This window comes from Desulfocurvibacter africanus subsp. africanus DSM 2603 (assembly GCF_000422545.1).
GTDB classification, from domain to species: domain Bacteria; phylum Desulfobacterota; class Desulfovibrionia; order Desulfovibrionales; family Desulfovibrionaceae; genus Desulfocurvibacter; species Desulfocurvibacter africanus.
The window spans coordinates 178,124-195,061 of sequence record NZ_KE383874.1 but is presented as its reverse complement, the minus strand read 5'-3'; the positions used below and the strand labels follow the sequence as shown (position 1 = coordinate 195,061).

Sequence of the window (16,938 nt, the reverse complement as noted above, 5' to 3'; positions counted from 1 at the left end):
CATGGCCGAGCAGCTAGCTGGCGGGCCGGGCGGGCCCGTCTTGCCTGACGGGCAGCTCGAAACCGCGCAGTTCACCTTTCACGGCCAGTGGATGCCGGACGAGAACACGGCGCTCATCGGGCTGAAGAATTTCCGCACGCTGCAGAACCTGCGCTACACGAACACATCCATCGAGGGCGTGCAGGGCTATACCAAAATCAACGCGGTTCCCCTGGCCAACACCAGGATCCTCAACGGCGTGCAGCTGGTCACGGACCGCGACGTATCTTCCTGGGTGCTTGTGCAGGCCGAGGACGCTTCGGGCGGCAAGCGGATCTTCGCCAACCGCACGCCCATCCCGGAGCCGGGCGAGTTCGAGGCCGCGGCGCTGTACAGCGAGGCGGACGGCGCTGGGCTGGCCAGGTTCAGCGAGGCTCCGGGCGGCAACATCGCCCTGTGCGACGGCAAGGAAAGTTTGATCTGGGGCGGCGAGGAGATGCGCTGCGCCGGCTTCTTCACGGTCTCGGACGCGGCCGGCGCAAACCCCAAGGACTACAGCGAGGCTGTCAACGACACGCTGGCTACTGCCGGCCACTTCGCACCGATCGGCGCGCAGCGTTTCTTCCTGGCCATGTCCACGCGCCCGCTCAAGGGCATCAACGTCAAGCTGCGCACGACCAACCCGACATCGTCCCTGCTGGCGGCCAAGGTCTGGACCGGCGCCGCGTTTTCGGCCGTGTCCGGCCTGGTGGACAACACGGCCGCTGACGGCAAGGCCCTGGCCCGGGACGGCAAGGTCTGCTTCGATTCGACCGTGAGCACGGCGCGGCCGTACCATTTCCAGGGCCTGTACCTGTACGCCTACCTGTTCGAGCTGTCCGCGGGCTCGGCCGAGATCCACAACGTGAGCCTCGACGCGCCCATGCAGCCCATGGTGGACATCTGGGACGGCGTGTACCGCGAGCCGGTCGTGTTCCAGGCCAGCCGCGCCGGCGTCTACGAGGACTTCACGGCCGAGGTCAACTACGAGTCGAACATCTACGACCCCATTGCGGCCAAGCTTGGCGGGCTGGTCGCCACGGACCATGTAGTGATCATGTTCGAGGAGCGCATGAGCGCGATCAAGTTCAAGCTGATCGCCGGCAAGGTCAACACCACGGCCCTGGCGCTCACGGTCAAATACTGGGACGGCTCGGCCTGGCAAGCGGTGTCCGGCCTGACCGACGGAACCAGGGACAGCGCCGGCAGCAAAAGCGCGAACCAGTCCGGCACCATGTCCTGGCAGGCCCCGGACGAGGGCAGCGAATTCCCCACCACGCTGTTCGGCGTTACCGGCTGGGCCTACAGGCTGTCCTGGTCGAGCACGCTCACGGCCGGCACGGAGCACGACGGAACCCAGGTCGACCTGGTCACCGGCATTCCGGCCCAGGCCAAGGTGCGGGCCTACAAGTTCGCGGCCATGTTCGGCGGGCGGGTCATGCTCTGCGGCCACACCGAGGGCAAGGAGGGCAACCGGGTCGATTTCAGCCTGCCCAACGCGGCCGACGTGTTCAACGGCGAGCTGTCCAGCCAGGGCGGCAAGCAGTCGCTCTATTTCGGCGGCACCACGGACCTCGTGGCCGGCTGCCAGCTCTACAACCGCTTCGGCTCGAACATCTTTTCCATCTTCCTGGCCCTGAAAAAGGGCGAGACCTTCCTGCTGCACGGCGACAACCCCGAGGACTTCAAGATTTACCACGTCAACCCTGCCATCGGCTGCGTGGCCCCGCTCACGCTGGCCACTGCGGACATAGGTTTCGAGGGCGCGGAAGGCGTGACCAGGCAGGTGGCCATCTGGCTCAGCCATGCCGGGCTGGTATCCTTCGACGGCGCGGCCCTGCTGGAGATCAAGGGCATCGGCCGCTACTTCAAGAGCGGACCCTGGCAGGTCAACAGGAGCGCCCTGGAAAATGCCCGCGGCTGGTACGATTCGCAGCACCGCGAATACAACCTGCTTTTGCCCGTGGGTGCCGGTGTGACCGAGTGCAACACCTGGCTGGTCCATGACCTGGAGCGCAAGCGCTGGTTCGAGAAGGTGCCGCCGGCCGGGAAATTCCCGCAGTCGGGCTTCCAGGTCATCGACCAGGCCGGCGTGCGCTGCATCTACGCGGGCCGTCATGACGGCCGCCTCATGCGCCTGGAGGACGGGGCCAGCTGGGACGGTGAAAAGCTGAACCAGATCTGCGAGACCGGCGACGCCTGGCTGGACGACAACATCTTCCACGAGACGCGGGTGCGCAGGCTCAAGCTCATTGCCCGCGCCATCACCGAGCAGCATACCGTGCGCGTGTCGCACCTGGCCAACGCCGTGGTGACCGGCATCGACGTGGCCTTTGCCGACACGGACGACGACCAGTGGACCAATACCGAGGACGAATCCCGGGTGCGCGACATCACCCCGGCCCTGGACCTGTCCCTGGGCCAGGCCAGCGCCGAGATCGTGCAGGCCATCACCAGCACCAATTTTCTCGGCCGCACGCACCGCTTCAGGTTCGAGGTGTCCACCATGAGCCAACACAAGGCCTTCCAGCCCATCGGCTGGGGCTTAGAGCACCGCCGCGAGCGGACAGGAGTCTAGTCCATGGCCAAGCATTACGCGGCAACGAGTCTGACCGGCGGCGGCTCCGGCGCCCTGGACAAGATCAACGGCGCGCTGCTGAGCGACGGCGACACGGCCCGCGTGACCATCAAGGATACGGGCCGGACCTGGTTCTTTCATCTGGACGCCCAGAGCGGCTTGGCCGAGTCGCCCCCGGAGATCATCGCGCCGGACTCGGGCGCCGAGGCCAAGCGCTGGATTCTGTCCAGGCTGGCTGTGGACGCCAGCACGCTGGGCACGGCCGCGGTCAACGACATGGCCAGCAGCGAGGAGGGCCGGGCCGGCCAGGCCTCGGACAAGGTCATGAGCCCGGCCGCGTCCAAGGCGGCCTTTGACTCCTGGGTGGCGGGCAAGACCAGCCTGCCGCGCCAGGCCATCCTGACCGGCAAGGTCGCGGACGGCCTGCCGGCCTTCCTGAGCGTGTCGGGCAACGACGTGCAGGTCCTGGCCAGCGAGGCCGAACCGCTCATCCTCAGCTTCGCGGCCGGCTTCGAGGCCCAGGGCGGCATCGACTATTTCGCCAGGCTCACGGACCACCGGACCATCGCCAACAGCGCCCTGGCCCGTGGCGTGCGCAACTACGTGTTCGCCGAGCGCGACCCGGACACGGGCGCGGTGAGCTGCGGCGTGACCGACGTGCCTCCGGAGTACAACTGGAAGCGGGAGGGCATGGACATCCTCACGGCGCACACGACCTATGCCGGCGCCTACGGGACCATCAGCGCGAGCAGCGAGCACAACGCGACCTGGCCGGCCTGGAAGGCCGTGGACCGGCTGACCAACGTCTCCGGCACGGCCTGGATTACGGTCAGCGGCACGACCACGGGCTGGCTGCGTTACGTGCTGGGCACACCCAAGCCCCTGGCGGGCTACAAGCTGTGCGGTCGCAACTCCGTGCTTGCCGCAAACTCCGAGCCCAAGGACTGGACCGTCAGGGTCGGCGCCGACGCCGTGCCGGACGTGCTGGCGGATACGCGCAGCGGCCAGACAGCCTGGACGGCCAACGAGTACCGGACCTTCATGCTGCCTGCGCCCCTGGTCTGCCAGTCCTTCGAACTGAACATTGCCGCCAACGCCGGCTACACGACCTACACCCAGATCGACGAGTTCGTGCCGCTGTTCAGCGAGGATTTCTTCGACCTGAACAACTACACCATGCACGGCCCGGACGGGAGCCTGCGCCAGCGCGTGTACCTGGGCTTTGCCGACGTGAGCGCGGCAGGCGTGGTCACAACGGCCCGCGGGTACGCCCTGGGGGACTTGGCCGTGCGCAACGTGAACAACGGGGCCAACCTGGCCGCGAACCTGCGCTACGTGGAGGAGAACCCCTTTGGCGCGGGCGCGCCGGTGCAGGTAGGCGTGGACATCTATGTGGCCGGCGACTGGGGCGACCCGCACTGGAACGTCTACTATGAAGGCGGCTGGAGCGTGCGCGGCGTGAAGGCCAGCTCCTTTCGCCAGAACATCCTCGTGGTGGCTGGTCTGTCGGGGCTGTGCCTGGGCGGCGTCTACTCGGGCTCGCCGTTCACCAACGGCACGTCCATCACCTCCGCGCCTGCACGCATCAAGTGCCGGAGGGCCTTCTGATGCCCGTGCCCAGCCATACGCCCAAGGCCTCGGCCTGGCAGACGTTTCTGGCCACGGGCCGGACCGATGTGGCCCCGGCCATCCGCACCAAGTCCGACGGGGACTGCGAGTCGCACGAAGCTGACCGAGGCAGGCCGGAGCCCAGGCGCCGGCCGCACGTATCCGAAGCCCAGCAGCGCGCCCTTGCGCGCGCAAGGGGGAAGTAGCCATGTCCATGGAGAACCCGCGCTATCAGCGGTTGCAGCAGCGTCTGGCCACGCTCCGGCCCGAGCAGCGCGCCATCCTGTCCACGGCGCAGAACGAGCTGACTGGTCAAGTCGCGGAGGACGACGCCCGCAACGAGCTGCAGGGCCGCAAGACGGCCATGCAGGAGCAGGGGCGCGAGCAGGGCCTTGGCCTGCAGCGGGACAGCCTGGCGCTGAACCAGGAGATCAGCCGCGGCCAGCTTGACTTGGGGCGCGACCAATTCAGCGCCGGCAAGAAAGACCTGCGCCGGGCCGAGCTGCTCGGCCTGGCCAACATGGGCATATCAGGAGGCCTCGGCTACCTCGATAAACAGCGGGCAGAGGCCGAGGACGCCAGGGTGGCGGCCAGGGCCAGGAAACTGCTCAGTGCAATGGAGGGATTCTAAATGATTACGCAGGGCGGAGCCGTAACAAACCGGCGCATCCATCAAAGCGAACTTCCGGCCATCCAGGCCAGGGCGCAGCTCCTGCCGTACTACCAGCAGCAGAAGCGCGACCAGGCCTACCAGGACAAGACCTACGAACTGCAACGGCAGGGGCAGGACCAGACTGCCCAACATGCCCGCGAGAGCCTGGACCTGCAGCGCGACCAGGCCGACATGCAGAACAAGCAGGCCGACAAGGCTGCGCGCGCGGCACGTATGCAACTGGGCATGGAGACGGGCCTAGGGATCGGCCGGCTGACGGATGATGGGGGGGCGAGCAACGCAACGACGAGCAGTTCAACGCCGATCAACGCAGGCGCGCTGACGTCCGATGAGGCTACCAGCCAGGCCAACAATCTGGCCGACTCTATCACGAGCCAGGGGGCCGCAAGCGAGCCCGGCTTCTGGGGCAAGACCGGCAACGCTCTGACCAGCGGCAACACCTGGGCCTCGACGGCCTTCGGAGCGTTGGCCGGCCCGGAATTGGGTGATGCTGCCCTGAAGGGTACGGGCATGGGTAAGCGTGAGCGGCGCATGGCTGGAGGTGCATTGGCGGGCGGTGTGGCCGGTTATCTTTCCAGCGGAGGCGACTTTTCCGGCGGCGGAGATCTTTACACGACTGCACTGAGCGCGGGCTTAAGCTCGCTTGGAGGGCTTTTCTAATGGTCCCACGTCCCACAACCGGAGCAAGGGCCCTCGGCCCCATCACGACCAGGTCCGCCCAGGGCATTGCCACGACCGGCCGCTATGCCGCCAATCAGGGCGCGGCCAAGGTCATTTCGCCCTATGATGATCCGTATGCTTACCAGGACTCGTCGCCGCTGCAGGAGCCAGCGCCGGTGCGGACTCCGGTCAGGACGACGCCCGAGCGCGACCCGAATGCGGACGACGGCAGCACCTATGCCCCGGCGAATGTGGACAAGGAAGCCATGCTGAGCCCGGAGACGCAGCAGCAGGTGATTGACGCGGCAAAGGATTTTGTCGGCAACAGGTTCAAGGACGCGGCAATACAAGGCGGGACCGTCAGCACGGCCGCGACCATGGCCGGACTCCCGTCCAACGTCTCAATCGGCGCAGGGTTGGCCACTGGGGCAAATGCCCTTACGAGCCTTAGCCCCATGGGCTTGGCTATCGGCTATGGCCTGCCGGCCCTGAATGAGTTCGCGCCAATGGGCGTGGCTCACCTCAACAGGTCCTGGGACATCGACACATTTGAGGACGAGTTTGGGGTGGAAGTTGGTCCGGATATGGAATTCGACGCGTCAAAACTGTCGCCAGAAAGGCGGCTGGCGGCAGAAGACAGAATGTCCGGCATTAAGGGGACGTTCAATAACCTTAAGCGCCCGCTTACCGAGCAAATTGCCGAAACCGCTCCCGTGCAGGCCGCCAAGCTCTTTGCAAGAGACTGGATCATCAACCCGGTGAACAGGTACCTGATAGACCCGGCACTGGAAGCGGTAGGCCTGCGGGACACGGATGAAGAGAATTCCCAGAAGGTTAGGAACTCCATGGACGCCAGGGCGGCGGCCCAGGCCAGGCGCGAAATTAACCAGTCGCTAGGCTTCGCGCAGCCCATGGACGACCCAGGACTCCAGCAGAGCTTTGATGCGTGGGACACGCCCCAGCACATGCGGATGAGCTTCGATGTCCCGATGGACGCGCCCCAAGACCAGCGCATGAGCTTCGACCGGCCCGCCGAAAGCATCGCCGAGACTGCCATGGATGAGGCGGGCAGATCACCGGACTTTGCACAGTCTGACTACAGCTATAACCCCCAGATGAGCCGCGAGCAGAACATGGAGGCCATGGCGCAGCAGGAGAGGGAGACGGAGGATAAGGCGCAGGAGAGGGAACAGAAGGAAAAGGAGGTAGATAAGTTAAAGGCAAAGGCCAAAGCCAGAACGCCGAACTCGCATGAGATGTCAGGCCTTGGCAGCAAGGGCCATATGTCCACCGGAGGAGGCGCAGACGGCGACGGGCTTGGAGCACAGAAGGGGGCGAGGAGCGGGTCGAACCCTGGCGGCTTTGGGGCAAGCAGCGGCGGCAGCGCCGGGCAAGGCTTCGGCCAGGGCTGGTAGCCCCGTTAGTCTTTTATGACCTTCAAACTGTAAACGGTCGTTATATGGTCAAACTCGGGCGATTCAAAGTCGGCTGCGATCTTGTAGCCGCCCGGCACCCAGGCCCCGAAATAGGAGGTGCGCTCGCCCACGACCTCCCCATTCTTGAGGAGCAGAAGACAGAAGTTCCCGTTACGGGGGGACCAAGCCCCAAGCGGGGCCGCATGCCCAGTCATGGAGTATGTGTTCTCGCCGGTACGCGTGATATTGTACTTGAAGTTGAAGTGCTCAAGGTAGATTTTGGCATATCCAGCCTGCCCAACAGTCAGAGACATGGGCGCGAACTCTATGCCACGCACCTTAACAATCTGCCCAACATACTTCGGCCCGCACGCCGACACAGCAACCATCACCAGCACGAGCAGCAGGGCGAAGCGGATACGCATGGCTTTAGGCTCCTTTCCAAGCCGCATACCATGGTAACAATTGATAATCCAGAGGTACGCTCATGAGCGAGTACGTTCAGCAACTCAACAATATCAGCCAAACCCTGCGCGATGGCATTGGGGCCATAGCCCGTGACCGCCTGAACCGCAGCGTGATGGACCTGGAAGATACCAGGCTCGATTACGGGCTGGCCAAGGACAAGCGCGAGTGGGACGTACGCGCCCCAGGGCTGGAGCTTGAGAGCCAGAAGGCGCAGGGCGAGCTTGATCGGCTGAATGCTCCCGTGCGCTTCACGGACGACGCGCCCACGCCCTGGGCCCAGGAGCACTTCGTATGGCGGCCGGACCCGGAAGCGGCGAAGATGAAGAACACCAGCTTTACGTCTTCACCCGGGGCCATGGGAAACCGCACGGCCAGTCGGGGAGGCTTTGGCGCAGAGGGCGAGCAGGCCTGGCCCGGCGTGCCGGGCGGACAGCCGGGACAGAAGATCGAGCCCATGCTGCTCAGCAAGGTCGAGAGCCTGTACGGGGCCAAGCTCGACACGCGGCAGGGCAGCCCCACGTATGGCATATACATAAAGCCTGACGGGGCACCGCTGACGCACAGGGAGCGGGAAGGCAAGCGCGAGCAACTCACGCGCCTGATCGCCGCGAACACCAGCGCCTACAAGGTCGTGCGTGACCGGGAAGAGGCGCTGGAAGGCGAGATCCAGACTCTCTCGGCCAGGATCGCGCAGGGCAGGGGCGACCCGGCCAAGCTGAAGCAGGAGCTTGCCAGGAAAGAGGCCCAGCTCCGGAAAGTCGGCCAGTGGCGGAACGATCCGAAGGCGCAGATGGCCACCTTGCGCGAACAGTACGACATGTACGTTGCCTGGGGCGACCCCGAGGCCATGAAGGGCGCCGAGCGCGTGGCCGGGCAGATGGAGAAATTGCAGGCCGCCATGGTCGCCGAGGACGAGGCCCTCCAGCGCTGGAGGGTCGAGCAGGCCCGGTCCGCCGGCCCCGGTTCGCGGCCCGTATCAGATGTCGAGCTTGCGGGCGAGGTCCGGCAGGCTCCGCAGTCGCAGGAACAGGGCCAAGTGCAGCCTCCCGTGCAGCCGGCGATGCAATCGGGGCAGGCCAAGCAGCCTCCGGCTTGGATGCCGGCCGGCGCACAGCAGGCCCCCGATGGCCAGTGGTACGTGCAGCATGCAGGCACGGGGCAGTATTTCAGGGTCGACCGCACGGGTTAGAGCATTTTGCTTTTGAAAATGCTCTGCAAGCCATGCCTCGGCATGGCTTGCCGCCGCGCGCAGGCGCAATTCACTTGCGCCGCGGGCGCCGGAGCGGGCGTCTTAAAAGCAATCTGCTCCAGAACCAGAGGAGAACAGCATGAGCAGCACATCCAAGCCGCCTTACGGGCATCGCGGCGGCAAGCCCATTGAAGACGTCCCTCTGCTGTCCGGCGGCAAGCCCATTGAAGACGTCCCTCTGCTGTCCGGCAGCAAGCCCGTGGAAGACGTTCCCGCGCAGTCCGGCGGCACGGCCGCGCTCGGCTACACGCTCACGGCCGTCAACTCCAATCCCTTTGCCGGGCCCAGGCCCTCGGGCCTCAGGCCGCCCGGCGCATTCCTTTCCGCGCCTCCGGAGCCTGTTCCGATCCACAAGCCGAGGCCGGTGGTCCCTGCCCTGTTCGTCGAGGGCGACACGACCCTGAAAGACTACGGACTCCTGTTGGCCATGGGCCTGGACGATTTAGCTCAGTTCGGCGGGCGTAACCTGAAGTGGATGGGCTTTGAGGATGCCGGGCAGGCGGTTGAGGAACTCTATGCCCAGCGCAAGGAGCAGGCCGCCTCCGGGCTGAGCCCGGCCATGCGCAGGGAGATGTCCAAGCAATTTTTGGAGAAGGATGAGGACGCGCCGTTCGGCTACAGGCCAGGCCCCGGAGCCACGTCCGCACCGAAGATCCTGGGCGCGATTGTGCAATCCGCACCGCAGCTCCTGGCTGGCGGGGGCGCCAGCCTGGCGCTCAAGGGGATGCTTATCGCCCGGGGCCTGGGCCCGCGATTGGCCACCCTGATCGGCAGTGCGCTCGGCGAGGGCGTCATGGACGGCGCTTTGGCCAAGAAGAAGACCGAGGATACCATAATGAACGCAGACATCGGATATCTGTCGCTGACGCCGGAGTACCGGGACGAGTACGCCAGGCTCGGCAACCTGCCCGAAGTCGAGCGGCAGCAGGCCGCCAGGCGAGCCGTCGCCACCAAGGCCGGCAACCGGGTCGGGCTGCTGAACGGCGGCATATCGGCCCTGACGGGCGGCATGGCGACCAGTGCGGCGACCCGGCTGACCGCCGGAAAGGCGGGCCAGAGCGCGGGCGGCAAGGTCCTCGGGTACGGCCTGGAAACGCTTCCGCAGCTGCCCAAGGGCGCCAGCGGGCAGTACATGCTCAATCAGGCCGAGCGCCAATACGCCGATCCCGACAAGGACATTTTCGACGGTGTGGGCGAAGCCGCGGCCGAGGGAACCCTTGGCGCAATGACCTGGGGCAGGGCCAGCTTCGAAAGTGGCGGGGCCGGGCGGTCCAGGGCGCAGGCGGGGAAAAAGTCGCCGGCGCAGCCGCAGGCGGTCCAGGTCCGGCCCGGGCAGGCCGAAGCGCAGACGCTTCCGGCCAGGCCGGCGCCGTTCGAAACGAGCGCGTCCCTGACCCCGCAGGCAAAATACAAGGATTTCGCCGGCACAAGGATCGTGCCCGCGCCCACGCATGAGCAGATGCTGTCCGCCTTACGCCGGGACGTGCGCAGCGACGTGGATGCCCTGTTCAGGCAAAACCAGGAGCTCGCTCCGGCGGAGCAGGGCGGCCGGCTCGGCCAGCCTGCACCCTCCCCGTCCGTCCGCCAGCCCGCGGGCTACAGGCTGACCCAGGTCGAGCATGACCCGTTTGCCGAGTGACCGTTACGGGCCGCGGGCTCCGTCGCGGCATGCCCGGGCGCAGGTGGCAAAAGGCCCAGCCGGGACCGGCTCATAGACTTGAGCCTCGGCGTGCGGACTGCGGGACGATGTGCACGTTCAGGACCTTCTCCGCATGGGCCTTGGCCGCCTCAAGGTCGACCTTTCGAAGCATCCGTTCAACTGCGGCCCCCCGGATCACGATGAGGGTCCGGAACACACCGGGTCCTCTTCCTAATAATCGGTGGACACTCGTTGTACATTAAAAGAGATAAAATCGGTCGGCATGTCAGAACTAGAGCATTTTGCTTTTGAAAATGCTCTGCAAGCCATGCGTCGGCATGGCTTGCCGCTAGCTTCGGCGTAGGCGCAATTCACTTGCGCCGTTAACGCCGGAGCGGGCGTCTTAAAAGCAATCTGCGCTAATAATCTTCTCGTTTTATCTATTTAACAAATCCATTCACAAATTCTAGCAGTATAGGAGATAACTCATTTGCATATTGGCTAAAAGTATATGTAATGATTTGAGTTGTTGAATCCCTGTCAATATAGACGTGGTAGTAGTAGGTAAAGCCTATGTCATGTACTTTTGCTTCAATTCTGAAGAATTCGAACATTTTCCCATTTACCTTACGCATTTCTTTTTGGGTCATTCGTGCTGATGCATCAACTTTTTTAGTATAGAATAAAACAGCATCATTAACTGCAGCGTACGTGAGTTGGATTGGCTCAGAAGTGATCAAGGCATAAACTTTTCCGTTGGCATGATTGAACATATAATCCTGGTCACGGTTGGCTGTATGCTCTGCTGGGTACCATTTTGCATTATCGTAGTACATTTTGTACTTGACTTGCTTTCCTTTAACAAATGCCTTCGGGGAACCTTCTGTGGATAAATATGACCATTGGCCGTTGTTGTGCAGGAGTACAGTCTTGCCATCTTCTGAATATGCCTTCATGTCGGCATGGGCAGTCATCTGGAAAGAGAGTATTGCAACGAAAAACAAGAACGCTACAAAACGGCGCATAGAATTTCCCCCTGTGGTTTATGTATTGTCAGCATCTTTTGCAAGCTTGCAAATAATGTCAAGGCAAATTGCGACGAACGTCTTCGGGGGTATCTATGTGAATTTCAGTTATCACGGTTGCTCAAGGTGCGGTTTCATCGGCCGCTACCTGGTGTGCGGGCCAGGAAGTAGCAACCGCATTGATTGCCCCGTCGCATTCGCCACGTCCCCCACACGTGGTCCCTGGAGCAGGTTGCACATGAGCCGGCGGTTACTAGAGCATTTTGCTTTTGAAAATGCTCTGGATGTCGGCGCCGAGGATGCTCTGCATTTCGGAGTACAGCGGGTCCAGCCTGTGGCCGAACTCGATATGGGATCAGTTTTATGTAGTGAGGTCATAAGGGCAAAGGCCCGGCGCGAGCCGGGCATCCAATAAAGGAGTGAGCCTGACATTGGGATTCACTCCAAATAAGCGGCGAACCATATTTCGACTATGTATTTCCAGGTGAGCTAGAAGGACCGCAGAATCAACCGGTTACACGAAAGATCTTTGACAAACCTATTCAAAAACTGTAGGCGGTTTTTAAAAAATACCATTCTATTAACGGAAAACTGTGCAGGCTTGTAGAAAATGTAATATCAGCTTATAGAATAGGCATTCAAGACATCAATCCTGCGGCTATTCTTTAGTTTGACTCGGCATGGATTTTTTCGCCTGATAGGTGGCGACAAACCAAATGCTTGTTGAAGTTTCAGCAATATACATCACTAAGCTAGTGAGCAGAAGACTGCAGAGCTGTAAACCTTAATCGTTCAGTTTTGGCTGTTGGACTTCAAGCTTTTATTATGGGAGTGGCAATATAGCGAGCATGCTATATATTGATAAACGTTATCTTAAATGTATGACAATGGATAATCTTCGGAGGTGTGCTTTGCTGCGAGTAGTAGTGTCACTCTTTGCAGTTATGCTTCTTGTCTCCGGGTGTGCCACTACGGAGCGCCCGAAAGCAAAGCGTGTGGAGGGAGCTCCGGCCGCTGTAAGTCCTACGGTGGAGCAGGCCGCCACATTCGACAAGAGAGGAGTGAAACGCAAGGTGGCCATCGGTCGTTTCACCAACGAGAGTAAATACGGGCAGAGTTTCTTCCTCGATAAGGAGTCCAAGGATCGCCTGGGCAAGCAGGCCGTGGACATACTGTCGACAAAGTTGGTGGCCACGGAAAAGTTTATTCTCATCGAGCGCGCTGATCTCGATAAAATTCAGAAGGAGCTTGGGATCGGAGGTAAGGGTGAGTACCGCAACATGGCAGACTACCTGATCCTCGGATCCGTCACCGAATTCGGCCGCAAGGACGTAGGCGACGTAGGCGTGTTTAGTCGTACCAAGCGGCAGATGGCTTTTGCCAAAGTTCATATCCGCCTCGTCGAAGTGTCTACCGGGCAAATTGTCTACTCCGAGGAAGGCAGTGGTGAGGTCTATTCCGAGGCTGGCAGTGTATTTGGGGTGGGGACCCGTGCCGGATATGATACGACCCTAAATGATAAAGCTATCGAGGCCGCCATCACCAATGTCGCCTCAAATATCATCGAGAACCTGCTGGAACGCCCCTGGAAGGGATACATCCTCGCCCGTAACGCGGGGCAGTACCTCATTTCAGGAGGCAAGACCCAAAATATCAAGGCTGGCGACGTATTCGAGGTTGTGGCCGAAGGCCAGAAGGTTCGTAACCCTCAAACCAATGCAGTGATCACGTTGCCCGGCGAAGTCATAGGGCGCCTTCGCGTGACCGCGACCTTTGGCGAGACAGCAGAGAACGAAGTCTCGGCATGCGAGCTCCTCAATGGCTCGCTGACGACGTGGGATGCGACGCAGAACTACGAGAAACTCTTTATACGTGAAGCGCGCTAGGGAGTGAGCATGCTCAAAACCTCGTTACGAATAATCTTTGTTTTTGCATTTCTCACGATACTCGTGGGATGCGCCGCTCGAGAAGGCGTGGTGCAGGTCGATAGCAAGGCCTATTTCTGGTTCACCGGCAATACCATGGGGGCCGTGGCGCGCCTGAACGACCTTGCCCCCATCACACTCGGCAGGGCGAGCGGAGCAAAGGATTGGACCACTACCCCGAAGACCAAAGACACGATCTATGAGGTAGCACCTGGCCGCTACACGGTGATCGTCGAGCGGGATGGTGCCGTAGTCGTAAATCGCACCGTACTCGTAGGCTCCGGTATGACCAAGGAGATCACTGTACCATGAGTAAACTGAAACTCTTTTCCGCGATCATTCTTCTCATGGTGCTTGCTTGTGGCGGATGTGCAAACCAGAACAGGCACTACTACATGGGCGAATACTCCTCCACTCTCTATGCCTGTCGCAAGAACCCGACTCCCGAGGAGCAGGCGAAGCACGTCCAGGAACTTCAGAACATTATCGCGAAATCGGAACAGCGTAACCTGCGCGTACCCCCCGGCATCTATGCCGAACTTGGCTATATCCACCTTAAAGCCGGAGAAATGGCGGAAGCCCGTAACTACTTCGAGGCGGAAAATCGCCTCTACCCGGAATCCAAGGTGTTTACTACAAATCTTCTGGCCTGGGCCGAGGATACACTAGGTAAGCCTAAAGAAAAGGAAGCTCCGGCAGTTAAGGGAGTGATCACTCCGGTCGATGCCATCGTGGAGAATCCTGGTCTTAGGGCCGGAGAGGGGGTGGTTTATGAATAGGTGGCCGAATATCTTGGTCATGTTCATTGCCCTCGCCATACTCGGCGGGTGCGCAAGGCAGGCAACAAAGGCGGAACTCTTTCCGCTCATGTACGAGCAAAAGCCGCGCAGCATCGTAATACTGCCGCCCATTAACGAGTCGACGGCGGCAGACGCCCCGACATACTATTCGACGACCGTCCAGGAGCCGCTCGTATATACCGGGTTCTACGTGCTGCCCTACGAAATATCGACTGATATCCTGCACAACGAAGGCATCACCGACGGTGAGCAACTCTATGATATGCCGCTAAACATGTTCAAGGAGTACTTCGGCGCTGATGCGGTTCTGTTCACCAGAATCAAGAAGTGGGACACAGCCTACCTGGTCATCGCTTCGACATTAACCGTCGAAGTAGAGTGCGAACTCAAGTCTTCGATCAGCGGGGAAAAGCTCTGGAATTACTCTGGAACCGTGGTGATCGACCTTTCGGGGGGAAGCTACGGCGGAGATCCCCTCAGCCTTATCGTGAAGGTCGTGGCGACGGCCGTGAGCACCGCTGTCGCCGACTATGTGCCCTATGCCAGGCAGGCCAACTACATGGCTCTCTCTGCCATGCCTTACGGGCCTTACCATCCGAAATACGAGAAGGATGCAGGAGAGAAGATTTTCATACAGGACAGTCACAAGAAAAAGTAGGTTGGTCGTGTGCCTGGTGCAGCGGGCAGGGCCTTATCTGAGTCCCTACCCGCTGCACCAGGGGAATACATTAGAGCATTTTGCTTTTGAAAATGCTCTGCAAGCCGTGCGTCGGCATGGCTTGCCGCCGCGCGCAGGCGCAATTCATTTGCGCCGTCGGCGCCGGAGCGGACGTCTCAAAGGCAATCTGCTCTAAACGACGTCGCAGGCTTCCCTCAGAAATCAAAAACGGCCCGCAAGCTGAAAGCCTGCGGGCCGTTGGCAATTCGTGGTCGGGGCGGAGAGATTTGAACTCCCGGCATCCTGCTCCCAAAGAAGAAGCACTCCCATACGCCCATTGAAATTACTAGCAATTCCGTTATGCGGGTTTGCGAAAAGCACCCTCAGAGGCCACTAGATTGCCCCCTTGTATGTCCCCCTGTATGCCCTTGCGTATGCCCCGCTAATCCTTGTCAGCTATTATGCCGAGGCGTGGTCGAGTGCGGATGGCGCGTCCCATCTCGCCCTGCAGGAGATGGTAGTAGTTCTGCTGGGTTGTCGTGATGGTGGAGTGCCCGAGAATTCTGGAGACGGCGGCCAGGTCCGCGCCGCCGGCGAGCATTGATGACGCGAAGAGGTGGCGAATGTCATACATCCGCACCTTGTATTTGATCCCCGCCTTTTCGGCCGCTCTATGCAAGGCCTTTTGCAAGCGTCCGATCCGTCGCCCCTGATACTCGATGACGTAATCACTCTGAGCCTTCTGGCGCATCACGGCCAGCCTGTCCCGGAACTCCGGGGTTATGGGGATGATGCGATTGGAACCAAGCGTCTTGGTTCCCCGGACATGGACATGGCATGCCACGAAATCAATGTCGGACCAGCGAAGGGCGAATAACTCCGAAGGACCAGGGCGGGTGCCCAGTTCCCACTCGACCTCAATGGCCCAGGCCAGGTGTGGCATAGCGCAGGCCAAGAGGCGGCCGAGGTCCTCAACGGTGAGGTGCAGATCTCGCCGGCGCTCTCTTGTCTTGCGCCATTTGGCCAGGGGGTTGTTTGCAGTGAGGCCGTGCTCAATGCCGAAACGGAACAGAGCCTTGAGATAGCCAAGATAGCGCTGTCGGGTCGCCAGTGTACGCTTGCCCCATTGGGCCTCCATGAAGCCGATGACATCCGGGTAGGTAATGGCATCCACCGGCTTATAGGTAAGCGCTGGGAGGACGTAGTTGTTCAGTAGGCGAGTGACCTCTTGAAGCCACCTCTGTGATGCGCCGCGCGTTTTTCGTTCGGTTATGTAGATCTGCGCCAAGGCATCCAGGTGCATGCGCTCCTTGCCGACCACCAGCGGCTGCTTGCCTTGCGTCTTGATGAGTTTGATTTCAGCATCCCGTGTCCTGGCCTTCTGCTCGCCGTCCGACCCAACACCAAAATATTCCCGGCGAGGGATCTTCTCGCCGGGAACCCGGTACTGCACAAACCACGTGCCGTTCTTTTTCTGGTGGACGCTCATAATGTAACGGGAGTGAAACCCTCACGATACGGCGTGACAATGCGAGTAGGGGACCTGAATATGTTGGGGTCTTCCATGAACGCATCAAGATCCGCCTTGCGGAAGCGGTTCAGCTTCGGTCCGTACTTGGGGATTTGCCCTTTTAGGACGTAGTCGCGGAAGGCGGTCTTGCCAAATCCAACATAGGCCGCGGCCTGCTTGAAGTTGAAATAGCCCGGCTCGACCTCACGCATGGCCTGTCTCCGTGCGCTCCACCTCCCTGGCCAGCTCCGGATGGCGCAAGGCGCGCTCCATAGCGTTGGCCAGGCCGACGCCGAAGACAAGCCCCGTGGCGTATCCTCCCGCGCGGCGTGGGACCAGGAAGCGGATGAAAATGCCCTCGGCGACCGAAGGGCAACGGGCTTGGCATTGGTCCAAAGCCATGGCCACGACATCGCAAATGTCTCCGGTGACGTGCAGCTCTCGCTTGAGCATGTCCGTCGTCACGCCTATCCAATCCATGGTCGCGGCGATCTCTTCGATATCCAGATCCGCGAGGAGTGCGGACAAAGCCAAGCCTGGGACGTTGGGGCTGATGACGGCCGCCGACATGACGGACGTCACGATGATGTTGTGCGCGTGCAGCTCTGCGGGAAGGGTGTTTTGCGGGCGAAACAGATCGACCTGCTTGAGGGACGAAGCCATAGGCACCTCCTGGTTGAAGGGCCATGGTAGGGATTTTTACCCTTTTATT

General features: G+C 61.2%; 17 protein-coding genes. 12 read left to right on the top strand and 5 right to left on the bottom strand.

Features of this window, described 5'->3' with window-relative positions:
- Window position 1: 1 nt before the first annotated feature.
- Genes H585_RS0120340 through H585_RS0120315 form a run of 6 tightly spaced genes read left to right on the top strand, consistent with a single transcriptional unit; the run spans window position 2 to window position 6,952 of the window.
- On the top strand, window positions 2-2,596 hold the full coding sequence (locus tag H585_RS0120340) for a hypothetical protein (protein WP_027369196.1): 2,595 nt from the start codon (window positions 2-4) through the stop codon (window positions 2,594-2,596).
- Window positions 2,597-2,599: 3 nt separating this feature from the next.
- Window positions 2,600-4,204: a discoidin domain-containing protein gene (locus H585_RS0120335; RefSeq protein WP_027369195.1), complete on the top strand. Its 1,605-nt coding sequence runs from the start codon at window positions 2,600-2,602 to the stop codon at window positions 4,202-4,204.
- Window positions 4,204-4,410 carry a hypothetical protein gene (locus H585_RS0120330; RefSeq protein ID WP_027369194.1) on the top strand — a complete coding sequence of 69 codons (207 nt, stop codon included), beginning with the start codon at window positions 4,204-4,206 and terminating at the stop codon, window positions 4,408-4,410. Before H585_RS0120335 ends, H585_RS0120330 begins: the two co-directional genes overlap by 1 nt.
- A 2-nt stretch (window positions 4,411-4,412) precedes the next feature.
- Entirely contained in the window at window positions 4,413-4,835 is a 423-nt protein-coding gene (locus tag H585_RS0120325) for a hypothetical protein (protein ID WP_027369193.1), read from the top strand.
- A complete protein-coding gene (locus H585_RS0120320) occupies window positions 4,836-5,537 on the top strand; it encodes a hypothetical protein (RefSeq protein WP_027369192.1) in 702 nt (233 codons plus the stop codon).
- Entirely contained in the window at window positions 5,537-6,952 is a 1,416-nt protein-coding gene (locus H585_RS0120315; protein WP_027369191.1) for a hypothetical protein, read from the top strand. Before H585_RS0120320 ends, H585_RS0120315 begins: the two co-directional genes overlap by 1 nt.
- Window positions 6,953-6,957: 5 nt before the next feature.
- On the opposite strand, the gene H585_RS0120310 is transcribed toward H585_RS0120315, so the two are convergent.
- Entirely contained in the window at window positions 6,958-7,377 is a 420-nt protein-coding gene (locus H585_RS0120310) for a hypothetical protein (protein WP_027369190.1), read from the bottom strand.
- A gap of 62 nt (window positions 7,378-7,439) precedes the next feature.
- Between H585_RS0120310 and H585_RS0120305 the strand changes: the two genes are divergently transcribed.
- Window positions 7,440-8,609: a hypothetical protein gene (locus H585_RS0120305; RefSeq protein WP_027369189.1), complete on the top strand. Its 1,170-nt coding sequence runs from the start codon at window positions 7,440-7,442 to the stop codon at window positions 8,607-8,609.
- Between the two features lie 139 nt (window positions 8,610-8,748).
- Window positions 8,749-10,308, top strand: a complete 1,560-nt coding sequence (locus H585_RS0120300; protein WP_027369188.1) for a hypothetical protein — start codon at window positions 8,749-8,751, stop codon at window positions 10,306-10,308.
- Between the two features lie 440 nt (window positions 10,309-10,748).
- On the opposite strand, the gene H585_RS0120290 is transcribed toward H585_RS0120300, so the two are convergent.
- Entirely contained in the window at window positions 10,749-11,333 is a 585-nt protein-coding gene (locus tag H585_RS0120290) for a hypothetical protein (protein ID WP_027369187.1), read from the bottom strand.
- A gap of 1,061 nt (window positions 11,334-12,394) precedes the next feature.
- Between H585_RS0120290 and H585_RS0120280 the strand changes: the two genes are divergently transcribed.
- Genes H585_RS0120280 through H585_RS0120265 form a run of 4 tightly spaced genes read left to right on the top strand, consistent with a single transcriptional unit; the run spans window position 12,395 to window position 14,716 of the window.
- Window positions 12,395-13,219 carry a CsgG/HfaB family protein gene (locus H585_RS0120280; protein ID WP_244432674.1) on the top strand — a complete coding sequence of 275 codons (825 nt, stop codon included), beginning with the start codon at window positions 12,395-12,397 and terminating at the stop codon, window positions 13,217-13,219.
- Between the two features lie 9 nt (window positions 13,220-13,228).
- Complete coding sequence (locus H585_RS21930; protein ID WP_051183248.1) at window positions 13,229-13,570, top strand: hypothetical protein; 342 nt, start codon at window positions 13,229-13,231, stop codon at window positions 13,568-13,570.
- Window positions 13,567-14,037, top strand: a complete 471-nt coding sequence (locus H585_RS21925) for a DUF4810 domain-containing protein (protein ID WP_051183246.1) — start codon at window positions 13,567-13,569, stop codon at window positions 14,035-14,037. The genes H585_RS21930 and H585_RS21925 overlap by 4 nt, the downstream gene beginning before the upstream one ends.
- Before the next feature lie 19 nt (window positions 14,038-14,056).
- Window positions 14,057-14,716, top strand: coding sequence for a GNA1162 family protein (locus H585_RS0120265; protein ID WP_476728580.1), 660 nt, complete (start codon window positions 14,057-14,059; stop codon window positions 14,714-14,716).
- A 442-nt stretch (window positions 14,717-15,158) separates the two neighbouring features.
- Here H585_RS0120265 and H585_RS0120260 read toward each other — a convergent pair whose 3' ends face one another.
- From H585_RS0120260 to H585_RS0120250, 3 genes are read right to left on the bottom strand one after another with little or no spacing between them, the layout of a single operon-like run.
- A complete protein-coding gene (locus H585_RS0120260; RefSeq protein WP_027369184.1) occupies window positions 15,159-16,205 on the bottom strand; it encodes a tyrosine-type recombinase/integrase in 1,047 nt (348 codons plus the stop codon).
- The gene (locus H585_RS0120255) at window positions 16,202-16,438 is read right to left on the bottom strand and encodes a helix-turn-helix domain-containing protein (protein WP_027369183.1); all 237 of its coding nucleotides are present in this window, start codon (window positions 16,436-16,438) and stop codon (window positions 16,202-16,204) included. The genes H585_RS0120260 and H585_RS0120255 overlap by 4 nt, the downstream gene beginning before the upstream one ends.
- The gene (locus tag H585_RS0120250; RefSeq protein WP_027369182.1) at window positions 16,431-16,889 is read right to left on the bottom strand and encodes a hypothetical protein; all 459 of its coding nucleotides are present in this window, start codon (window positions 16,887-16,889) and stop codon (window positions 16,431-16,433) included. The genes H585_RS0120255 and H585_RS0120250 overlap by 8 nt, the downstream gene beginning before the upstream one ends.
- Window positions 16,890-16,938: the final 49 nt, after the last annotated feature.